This window comes from Methylobacterium sp. CCH5-D2, from assembly GCF_001556475.1.
Lineage (GTDB): Bacteria > Pseudomonadota > Alphaproteobacteria > Rhizobiales > Beijerinckiaceae > Methylobacterium > Methylobacterium hispanicum.
Window position 1 is genome coordinate 1 of record NZ_LSIX01000630.1, and the last position, 10,026, is coordinate 10,026.

The 10,026-nt window shown below is 69.6% G+C and carries 13 protein-coding genes; 9 read left to right on the plus strand and 4 right to left on the minus strand.

Translation table 11 applies throughout. The annotated features are described in order from the left end of the window. Positions 1-303, minus strand: a 303-nt coding sequence (locus tag AX737_RS16845) for a transcriptional regulator (RefSeq protein WP_066923393.1), incomplete at its 3' end; no start/stop codon positions are given. Beyond that, complete coding sequence (locus AX737_RS16850) at positions 290-907, minus strand: hypothetical protein (protein WP_066923397.1); 618 nt, start codon at positions 905-907, stop codon at positions 290-292. The genes AX737_RS16850 and AX737_RS16845, both read right to left, overlap by 14 nt. 357 nt (positions 908-1,264) lie before the next feature. Between AX737_RS16850 and AX737_RS16855 the strand changes: the two genes are divergently transcribed. The 9 genes from AX737_RS16855 (at position 1,265) to AX737_RS16895 (ending at position 8,538) form a co-directional block, all read left to right on the plus strand. Continuing rightward, the gene (locus AX737_RS16855; protein WP_245293468.1) at positions 1,265-1,561 is read left to right on the plus strand and encodes a hypothetical protein; all 297 of its coding nucleotides are present in this window, start codon (positions 1,265-1,267) and stop codon (positions 1,559-1,561) included. Positions 1,562-1,818: 257 nt separating this feature from the next. After that, a complete protein-coding gene (locus AX737_RS16860) occupies positions 1,819-2,493 on the plus strand; it encodes a trna delta -isopentenylpyrophosphate transferase (protein ID WP_066923401.1) in 675 nt (224 codons plus the stop codon). 42 nt (positions 2,494-2,535) lie between these two features. After that, positions 2,536-2,832, plus strand: a complete 297-nt coding sequence (locus tag AX737_RS16865) for a hypothetical protein (protein ID WP_066923403.1) — start codon at positions 2,536-2,538, stop codon at positions 2,830-2,832. A gap of 133 nt (positions 2,833-2,965) precedes the next feature. Further along, entirely contained in the window at positions 2,966-5,686 is a 2,721-nt protein-coding gene (gene gyrA, locus AX737_RS16870) for a DNA gyrase subunit A (protein WP_066923407.1), read from the plus strand. Positions 5,687-5,826: 140 nt separating this feature from the next. After that, a complete protein-coding gene (locus AX737_RS16875) occupies positions 5,827-6,354 on the plus strand; it encodes a hypothetical protein (RefSeq protein WP_066923410.1) in 528 nt (175 codons plus the stop codon). An 84-nt stretch (positions 6,355-6,438) separates the two neighbouring features. Next, a complete protein-coding gene (gene coaD, locus AX737_RS16880; RefSeq protein ID WP_066923413.1) occupies positions 6,439-6,942 on the plus strand; it encodes a pantetheine-phosphate adenylyltransferase in 504 nt (167 codons plus the stop codon). A gap of 29 nt (positions 6,943-6,971) precedes the next feature. Beyond that, a complete protein-coding gene (locus tag AX737_RS16885; RefSeq protein ID WP_066923415.1) occupies positions 6,972-7,520 on the plus strand; it encodes a peptidylprolyl isomerase in 549 nt (182 codons plus the stop codon). 46 nt (positions 7,521-7,566) lie between these two features. Beyond that, the gene (locus AX737_RS16890; RefSeq protein ID WP_066923418.1) at positions 7,567-7,983 is read left to right on the plus strand and encodes a hypothetical protein; all 417 of its coding nucleotides are present in this window, start codon (positions 7,567-7,569) and stop codon (positions 7,981-7,983) included. A gap of 96 nt (positions 7,984-8,079) precedes the next feature. Continuing rightward, entirely contained in the window at positions 8,080-8,538 is a 459-nt protein-coding gene (locus AX737_RS16895) for a peptidylprolyl isomerase (RefSeq protein WP_066923421.1), read from the plus strand. A gap of 112 nt (positions 8,539-8,650) precedes the next feature. On the opposite strand, the gene mobA is transcribed toward AX737_RS16895, so the two are convergent. Together mobA and AX737_RS16905 are read right to left on the minus strand one after the other, a co-directional pair. Then, positions 8,651-9,268, minus strand: a complete 618-nt coding sequence (gene mobA, locus AX737_RS16900; RefSeq protein WP_082773096.1) for a molybdenum cofactor guanylyltransferase MobA — start codon at positions 9,266-9,268, stop codon at positions 8,651-8,653. Further along, positions 9,265-10,026, minus strand: a 762-nt coding sequence (locus AX737_RS16905) for an Mrp/NBP35 family ATP-binding protein (protein ID WP_066923424.1), incomplete at its 5' end; no start/stop codon positions are given. The genes mobA and AX737_RS16905, both read right to left, overlap by 4 nt.

Sequence of the window (10,026 nt, forward strand, 5' to 3'; positions counted from 1 at the left end):
TTCCAGCACCGCGAGGTATTCGAGGAAGCGCGCGCGCCCGGCCGGCGTCAGGCGGCAGAGCGTCTGCGGCCGGTTGTGGGCGTGGCCCTTCTGCAGGCTCACCAGCCCGGCCTCCTGCAACACCGCGAGGTGCCGGCTGAGATTGCCGTCGGTCAGGTTGCAGAGCCGTTTCAGGTCGGGGAAGGGGAGCCCCTTGGGGTGGCCGACCAGCGAGGTCAGCACGCCGAGGCGCGCCTTCTCGTGGATGGTCCGGTCCAGGCCCTCGTAGGAGAACCGGCCCTCGTCCGCGTCAGCGAGCGCCATCGTCGCCCCGCGTCGCGCGATGGAGGATCAGGGCGAGCCAGCCCTGGCCGAGAAAGAAGGGCAGGCCCATCAGCCAGGGCGAGAGGGCGTGCGTGGTGCTCGCGAGCGCCAGACCGCCGAGGCCGGCGAGCAGGTACCAGGCCGCCACGCTCTGCACGCTGCGCGGCAGGATGCGCGCCGAGGCGAACAGGCCGAGCCCGGTGAGCACCTGCCAGAGGCCGGGTAGCATCCAGGCCGCCTCCGGCGCGAAGCGCCCGATCACCAGGCCGAGGCAGGCGCCGGCGCCGGCGGTGGGCAGGAACACCTCGATGGCGTTCCAGATCATCGCGTCGGCCAGGCCCGAATGGATCCGGCGCGAGCGCCGCACGGTCTCGACACCGACGAGCGCGAAGGCAACGAGCGCCGCGCCGACCCAGATGGTGAAGAACAGCAGCGGCCGCGCGTTCGGATCGCCCAGCCAAAGGGCCTGGGCGCCCGCCACCATGAGGGCGACGATGCCGGTCGCCGCCACGGTCGCGGCGCCGAGGCCGCGGAAGGTCTCGTCGCGCGCAAGCTGGCTGCGGATCGCGACGATGTCCGCCAGGGCTCTGTCGAGGTCGCGCATCGGCCAAAACCCCCGTGTGGTCCGGTTCGCGGTCTGCGGCTACGGTCTGCTTTGCATCGCAAAGTAGGTCGCGGACGGGTGGCTGGCAAGTGCCGGTCATCTGCAACCGAAAGTGGTTCGGCCGATGCCCCCCGGGATCGCGAGAGGGCCGCGGCGAGAGCGCTGCGGCGAGTGGACCGCGGACGGTACGTCCGCATACCGCCGGGGCCACCGTTCGGCGAGGTCCTCTTCCGGGCTAAGCCGCCCGGCCCGGCTGCCGCCTTGCCGCGCCCACACGAGCGCTATGTAGACGGCAGCCACCGGCAGGCAATTGATTTCAAATAAGAATTTTAGAAGAGCGGAGGATCCCCGATGTCTGTGCTGCGTCTCGTTATCGTCTCGATCGCGATGGTCCCGGTCGCCGCCCAGGCGGCGGCACGGCTCAAGCTCGACGACAAGGCCTCCCTCTGGCCGCGGGCCGGCATGGAGGAGAAGATCGACTTCACCAACCGGATGGGCAGGTCGATGACGCAGCTCTCCCCGGACCTCAGCAACACCTATTTCATGCGCTGTCTGGAGGAGACGGCCAATATCGGCGACACGAAGGAGCTGACGCTGGGCGATCTCGTGCGGACCTGCGTGGCCCTGCAGATGGGCCGGGACGGGCAGAATTAGGGGCGGGCCGCACCCGCCACTCCGCCCGCTGCGGGGGGCGGCCCGGCTTCGGCCCGGAACCGCACCGTGCCCTCCGCTACGGCTCCGGGGACCCGCGCACTATGCGCCGCGCGGTAGTCGCAGGCGGGCCTCGAATCACGCCCGTCAAGCCCGGTCACCCCTTGCAAGCCTGTGGATAACCCTCCATAAAGGGTAAGAACAAAACAGGAACGAATGGCCGCGCTTCCGCGGCGCGGCCGGCCCCGAGGTGAGAGCCCATGCGAACCGCCGACAAGCAGATCGCCGACACCCTGGTCCGCTACGGCGAGCCTTTCGCCGGCAACGTCTGGCGGGTTCAGGGCACGGCGGTGATCTACCACAAGACCCTGGAGCGCATCGCCGCGCAGGCCGGCATCCGCTTCGACCCGCCGACGATCATCCGGGCCGAGCGCGACGAGGCCGTGGTGCTGGTGACCGGGCACCTTCCGGGCGCCAAGGCCGGGACCGAGCGCGTCGAGTGGTCGATCGGCGAGGCGCTGGTGAACGTGAACTACCGCGTCTCGGGCAAGCAGGCGGCCTACGTCTACGCCATGGCCGAGAAGCGGGGGAAGGACCGCGTCATCCTCAAGCTGATCGAGCTGCACGGCCTCGTCTATTCCGAGGAGGAGGCCGACGAGTTCCGCGGCGGGCGCCTGGCCGAGGTGCAGGCGGTGGACGAGGATTTCGAGGCGCCCGCCTTCGACGAGGTGACGGAGGCCGAGGCCGACCTGAAACGCGCCATCGACGCGACCGACACCATCAACGCCGTCACCGACCTGATGCTGGCGGGCGAGACGCAACGGATCCTCGCCGGCATGCCGCAAGGCACCCGCGACGAGGTGCGCGACTACGCCAAGGCCCGCCTCGTGGCGCTCGGCTGGCCCGGTACCAAGGGCCGACGCCGCGCCGCCTGATCGAGACGTCCGACCCCCGACTTCGAACGAGAGGAGCCCCCGATGCGCCGCGCCGCCGACCGTCGTCAGGACCGCTACGCGATCGAGACCCTGAGCTACAGCCCGACGCGGCTGGTGAAACTCGGCCGCCGCAAGGTGGCGATGCTGTTCCAGCCCGCGGAAGCGGGCGCGCCCTGGCAGCTCTACCCGAACCCCGACGCCTTCCCGGGCCTCGGCTTCGAGGGCCTGCCCGCGCCGCTGCGGCCCGAATTCATGAGCTTCCCGGACCTCGCGGCGGTCGAGGATTTCCTCGGGATCGGAAAGGCTTCGGCCCGCGCGGCGATGCCGCTGGCCGCCTGAGGACGCGCTTGCGCGGGGGCTCCGTGAGTCTTATTTAACCATTTGATATCACGGATCTTCCCGCGCCCCCGTCCGGGCGGGCGCGACGCGACCCGAGCCGGGGCGGTACGCCCCAGATTCTGGACAGGTAGCCTTGGCCGAGACCAACGATCCGGGAGCCGGCGCGCCGCCGCCCGCCACCGACATCCGCCCCGTCTCCATCACCGACGAGATGCGCCGCTCCTACCTCGATTACGCGATGAGCGTGATCGTGAGCCGCGCGCTCCCCGACGCGCGCGACGGGCTCAAGCCCGTGCACCGGCGCATCCTCTACTCGGCCTTCGAGTCGGGGCACCTGCCGGAGCGCAAATACGTCAAGTCGGCCCGCATCGTCGGCGACGTGATCGGTCTCTACCACCCGCACGGGGACCAATCGATCTACGACGCCCTCGTGCGGATGGCGCAGGACTTCTCCATGCGCCTGATGCTCATCGACGGGCAGGGCAATTTCGGCTCGGTCGACGGCGATCCGCCGGCGGCCATGCGCTACACCGAGTCGCGGCTGGCCAAACCCGCCACCGCGCTGCTCACCGACATCGACAAGAACACCGTCGATTTCGGACCGAACTACGACGAGTCGCGGGAAGAGCCGACCGTTCTGCCGGCCCGCTTCCCGAACCTGCTCGCCAACGGCGCGGGCGGCATCGCGGTCGGCATGGCCACCAACATCCCGCCGCACAATCTCGGCGAGCTGATCGACGCCTGCGTGGCGCTGATCGACGATCCGGGCCTGACGATCGAGCAGCTGATCGAGATCGTGCCCGGCCCCGATTTCCCGACCGGCGGCCTGATCCTCGGCCGCGCCGGCACGCGCCAGGCCTACAACACCGGCCGCGGCTCCATCATCATGCGGGCGAAGTCCCACGTGGAGGAGCTGCGCAAGGAGCGCGAGGCGCTGATCTTCACCGAGATCCCGTTCCAGGTGAACAAGGCGACCTTGATCGAGAAGATCGCCGAGCTGGTGAAGGAGAAGCGCGTCGAGGGCATCTCGGACCTGCGCGACGAGTCCGACCGCTCCGGCATGCGGATCGTGGTCGAGATCAAGCGCGACGCGATGGCCGACGTCGTGCTGAACCAGCTCTACCGCTACACGCCGCTGCAATCCTCCTTCGGCTGCAACATGGTGGCGCTGAACGGCGGTCGCCCCGAGCTGATGAACCTGAAGGACCTGCTCCAGGCCTTCAACGACTTCCGCGAGGAGGTTGTCTCCCGGCGCACCAAGTTCCTGCTCGGCAAGGCCCGGGAGCGCGCCCACGTCCTGTGCGGCCTCGCGATCGCGGTCGCCAACATCGATGAGGTGATCCGCCTCATCCGCACCGCGCCGGACCCGAACGCCGCCCGCGAGGCGCTGATGGGCCGCGACTGGCCGGCCCACGACATCGCCCCGCTGATCGCGCTCGTCGACGACCCGCGCCACCGCGTCTCCGAGGACGGCACCTACCGGCTCTCCGAGACGCAGGCCCGCGCCATCCTGGACCTGCGCCTGCAGCGCCTCACCGCGCTCGGCCGCGACGAGGTCGGGGACGAGCTGAAGACGCTCGCCGACGAGATCGCCGACTACCTCGACATCCTGCGCTCGCGCGCCCGCATCCAGGGCATCGTCAAGCACGAGCTCGCCGAGGTGCGTGCCCTCTTCGCCACGCCGCGCCGGACCGAGATCGTGGACTTCGACTCGAACGTCGAGGACGAGGATCTGATCGCCCGGGAGGACATGGTGGTGACCGTGTCCCACGCCGGCTACGTCAAGCGCGTGCCGCTCTCGACCTACCGGTCGCAGCGCCGCGGCGGCAAGGGCCGCTCGGGGATGAGCACCCGCGACGAGGATTTCGTCACCCGGCTGTTCGTGGCCAACACCCACACGCCGGTGCTGTTCTTCTCCGACCAGGGCCAGGCCTACAAGGAGAAGGTCTGGCGCCTGCCGGTGGCGGCCCCGAACGCCCGCGGCAAGGCGCTCGTGAACATCCTGCAGCTGCAGCAGGAGGGCGAGCGCATCACCACAATCATGCCGCTTCCCGAGGACGAGGCCTCCTGGGAGACCCTCGACGTGATGTTCGCGACCGCCTCCGGCAACGTCCGGCGCAACAAGCTCTCGGACTTCGTGCAGGTGAACCGCAACGGCAAGATCGCCATGAAGCTGGATGCGGGCGACCACATCGTCCACGTCGAGATCTGCCGGCCGGACCAGAACGTGCTGCTGACCACCGCCGAGGGGCAGTGCATCCGCTTCCCCGTCGAGGACGTGCGCGTGTTCAAGGGCCGCGATTCGACCGGCGTGCGCGGCATCAACCTGGGCTCGGGCGACCGCGTGATCTCGATGGCGATCCTCAACCACTTCGAGGCGTCGCCTGAGGAGCGCGCCGGCTATCTCAAGATGCGCCGCGCGGTCATCGGCGACGGCGAGGACGCCGGAGACAACGGCGAGGCCGAGGAGGCGAGCGCCGCCGCGATCTCGACCGAGCGCTACTCGGAGATGGGTGGAGCGGAGCAGTTCGTGCTGACGCTCTCCGAGAACGGCTTCGGCAAGCGCTCGTCGTCCTTCGAGTACCGAACCTCGAACCGCGGCGGAAAGGGCATCACGGCGATGCGGGTCAACGCCCGCAACGGCAAGCTGGTCGCCTCCTTCCCCGTCGAGAGCACCGACCAGATCATGCTGGTGACGAATGCCGGCCAGCTCATCCGGGTGCCGGTGGACGACATCCGCATCGTCGGCCGCGCCTCGCAGGGCGTGACGGTGTTCAACACCGACAAGGCCGAGCGCGTGGTCTCCGTCGAGCACATCGAGGGCGAGGACGGGGCCGAGGAGGACGAGGCCTGAGCGCCGGGAGCGTGCCTCAACAGGAGGCGCGCTCCCGTTGCCGGATCGCCATCTGGCTCTGAGCGGATCTGCGGGAACTGAGCGCGACAATGCCTTCTGCGCGCGACGCATTCTCGCCTGCAGCGAGTAGGCAGTCGGAGATGGGGATCGCGAAGCTCTTTCTCGCCGCGCTCGCTTACGGCGTGGTGACGGTGGCGTTGTTCGGCGATCCGGCGCAACCCATCGGTCTCGCAACGTTCTGGTCTGATCGACTTGGCATTCCCTATTGGCGGCAAGTCGCTGCTATCTGCGTCGCCATCTCGGCGCTGGTTTTCGCGCTTCCACGAAAAGGCAAAATCTTCGATCTCCTTCGGTGGCCGATTTTCACTGTCCTAGCCGTAATCCTGCCAACTCTGAGCGTGGGGATCTACGCGGACAGGATCCGCCATCAGGGTATCCTCGTGCTCGTGCCCGATTCCGTCGATGAGAGCTCTTTCTTCAAGTCTATCCGCAAGGCTCCTGCAGATTTTCAGTCGTTTTTACACACGGCGGCGATCAAGGATTGTAAGCCGTACGCCTGGAGCTATCGGAGATTGGCATTCTACGAGGTGCCACCGAATGTCGCCGTTAACGTCCTGCCCCTAGCGTGGATCAATCGGTGCGGAATCGTCCGGTCCGACCGCTATTGACCCAGCCCCAATTGCTTCAGGCCTGTCCTCAAGCACTGGCCGCCACGGTTCCGTTCCCCGAGAAAATGCTTTAGGGCGGAGGCGATGACGCGCACCGCCCTCTACGCCGGCTCCTTCGATCCGGTGACGAACGGCCACCTCGACGTCGTGCGCCAGGCCTGCCGGCTGGTGTCGCGCCTCGTGATCGCCATCGGCGTGCATCCGGGAAAGACGCCGCTCTTCAGCGCCGAGGAGCGGGCCGAGCTTCTCCGCGAGACCTGTGGGCCGCTGGCGCGGGCCGAGGGGGCGGAGCTGGAGATCGCGCGCTTCGACGATCTCGCGGTCGCGGCGGCCCGGCGCTGCGGCGCCACCCTGTTCATCCGGGGCCTGCGCGACGGCACCGACCTCGACTACGAGATGCAGCTCGCCGGCATGAACGGCGCGATGGCGCCCGAGGTCCAGACCGTGTTCCTGCCGGCCTCGATCCAGGTGAGACCGATCACCGCGACCCTCGTCCGCCAGATCGCCGCGATGGGCGGCGACGTCGCCCCCTTCGTACCGGGGCCGGTGGCGGCGCGCCTCGCCGCGCGCTTCGCCAAAGCCCCTTGAGTGTCCACGACCAACCGGAGATGCCCCGCATGAACCGTCGCACCGCCCTCGGCGCGCTCGCGCTCGCCGCCGCAATCGGCCTCGCCCCCGCCGCCCAGGCCGCCGGGCCGGACACCGTCTACCTCGACACGAAGGACGGGCGCGTCACCATCGAGCTGCGGCCGGATCTGGCGCCCAAGCACGTCAAGCAGATCAAGACGCTGGTCGGCCAAGGTTTCTACAACGGCCTCAAGTTCCACCGCGTCATCGACGGCTTCATGGTCCAGACCGGCGATCCGAACGGCAACGGCACCGGCGGCTCGAAGCTGCCGAACATCCCGGCCGAGTTCACGCAGACGCCGTTCCTGCGGGGCACCGTCGGCATGGCCCGCTCGCAGGACCCGAACTCCGCGAACTCCCAGTTCTTCATCTGCCTCGCGCCCGCGACCTTCCTGAACAACAACTACACCGTGGTCGGCGTGGTGACGGACGGCATGGACGTGGTCGACAAGGTCAAGAAGGGCTCCAAGAGCGACAACGGCTCGGTGAAGGACCCGGACAAGATCGTGAAGATGGAGCTGGCCGAGAAGGCCAAGTGAGCTGAGGCTCGCGCGGACGATACGGGGCGCGGCGCTCGCGGGCGCCCTGCTGCCGGGTGCGGCGTCGGCCTCCTATTACGGGGCGCCGGGCCCCCCGCTGAGCCTGCCCCAGACGCTGCGCGGCACCGTCGTGGTGCCGCTCGCCGAGGCTCCGGCGGCACCCGCCGACACGCTGCCCCAGCTCTATCCGGTGCTGGCCGCCTGCTGGCAGCCGCCCGCGGGGCTCGGCCACGGAGAGGTCCAGATCACGGCCCGCTTCGCCCTGCGGCGGGACGGCAGCCTCATCGCGTCGCCCCGCATCGTCTTCACGAGCGGGGCGGCGGGCGAGGCGAGGAACCGGCTCCTCCGGACGACCCTGCGGGCGCTCAAGGCCTGCACGCCGGCCCGGATCACGCCGGATCTCGGCCGGGCCATCGCCGGCCGGCCGATCGGCCTGCGCCTCGTCTATCGGGGCACCCGCTGACCTCCCGATTTGCCGCGAGCCCGCGGATCGGGTTAGGCCGTCGCACGAGCACGGCCTGACGATCGGGACGAGTTTCCACCAACGGAGAACGACGACATGGCAGACAACGAGACGATCGTCCTCGAGACCACCAAGGGCCGCGTGGTGATCGCGTTGCGCCCGGACCTGGCGCCCAACCACGTCGAGCGCATCAAGACGCTGGCTGGCCAGGGCTTCTACGACGGCGTGCCCTTCCACCGGGTGATCGACGGCTTCATGGCCCAGACCGGCGACCCGACCGGCACGGGCTCCGGCGGCTCGGACCTGCCCGACCTCAACGCCGAGTTCAACGCCGAGCCGCACGTGCGCGGCACCTGCTCGATGGCCCGCACGAACTTCCCGCACTCGGCCAACTCGCAGTTCTTCATCTGCTTCGACGACGCCCGCTTCCTCGACCGCCAGTACACCGTCTGGGGCAAGGTCATCGAGGGCATGGACGTGGTCGACACGATCAACAAGGGCGAGCCCCCGCGCTCGCCGGACAAGATCGTGAAGGCGACGGTCGGCGCAGCGTGAGCCGGCTCCTGATCTGATACCGGCTGCGGGCGAGATGATCTGTTCGGATCCGCGGCTTCCCCTCTCCCCGCGCGCGGGGAGAGGGGATCCGCTGACGGTCGAGAGGTTCGTCTCACACCGAACGCGGGGCGGACATGGCGAGCACGGCCTCCGCCGCCGCCAGATCCTCCGGCGTGTTGATGTTGAGGAACGGGTCCAGCGGCGCGACCGGCCAGGAGGCCGCCGCCGCCGGGTGCCGGGCGATGAAGCCGCCGACGCGGCGCTCGCCGCCCTCTAGATAGAGTCGCAGGTCGTGCCTGAGCGCCGCCGGCCACAGCGCGATCGTGTAGTGCCGCCGCTCGCCCGAGGCCGCGAGCGCGATGCCGGCCTCCGGGCGCAAGGCCGCCAGCCGCGCCACCAGATCCGCGGGCAGGAAGGGCGCGTCGCCCGAGACGCTGACGATTGCCCCGACCCCGCGGGAGGCGGCGTGCTCCAGCCCTGCCAGGATGCCGGCGAGCGGCCCCGGCCGGTCGGGCAGCGTGTCCGGCAGGACCGGCCCCGGGAAGGCGCCGAACCGGGCCGGGTCGCCGTTGGCGCTGAGCGCCAGCCCTGCCCCGCACTGCGTCTCCAGCCGCTCCGCGACCCGCGCGAGCAGGGTGCGTCCCCCGAGCCGGAGCAGGGGCTTGTCGCCCCCGCCCATTCGCCGGGCCAGGCCCCCGGCCAGGATCAGGCCGAGGACGGGCGCGCTCACTCGATGACGATCTTCGGCGCCGCACGGCCGGCGGGCGCGCCCGAGAGGTTCGCCCAGAGCTTGGCCGCGATCTCCCGGTAGACCTGCGCCTGCGGCCCGTCCGGATCGGTCGCCACCACCGGACGGCCGGAATCGGAGGTCTCGCGGATCGTCATGTTGAGCGGCACCTCGCCGAGGAAGGGCACGCCGAGGCGCTCGGCTTCCTGGCGGGCGCCGCCGTGGCCGAAGATGTGGGAGGCGTGGCCGCAATTCGGGCAGACGAAGGTCGCCATGTTCTCGATCACGCCAAGGATCGGCACGGCGACCTTCTTGAACATGGTCACGCCACGCCGCGCATCGATCAGCGCGAGGTCCTGCGGCGTCGAGACGATCACGGCGCCGGACAAGGGCGTGGCCTGAGCCATGGTGAGCTGCGCGTCGCCGGTACCGGGTGGCATGTCCACGATGAGCACGTCGAGCTCGCCCCAGAGCACGTCGCGCAGCATCTGGGTGATGGCCGACTGCACCATCGGCCCGCGCCAGATCATCGCCGTCTCGGGCTCGATCAGGAAGCCGATCGACATGACCTTGAGCCCGTAGCCCTCCATCGGCTCCATCGAGCGGTTCTCGACCACGTTGGGCTTGCCGGAGAGGCCGAAGAGCTTCGGAACGGAAGGCCCGTAGATGTCGGCGTCGAGGAGGCCGACCTTCAGCCCCTGCGCCTTGAGCGCGAGGGCGAGGTTGCAGGCGGTGGTCGACTTGCCGACGCCGCCCTTGCC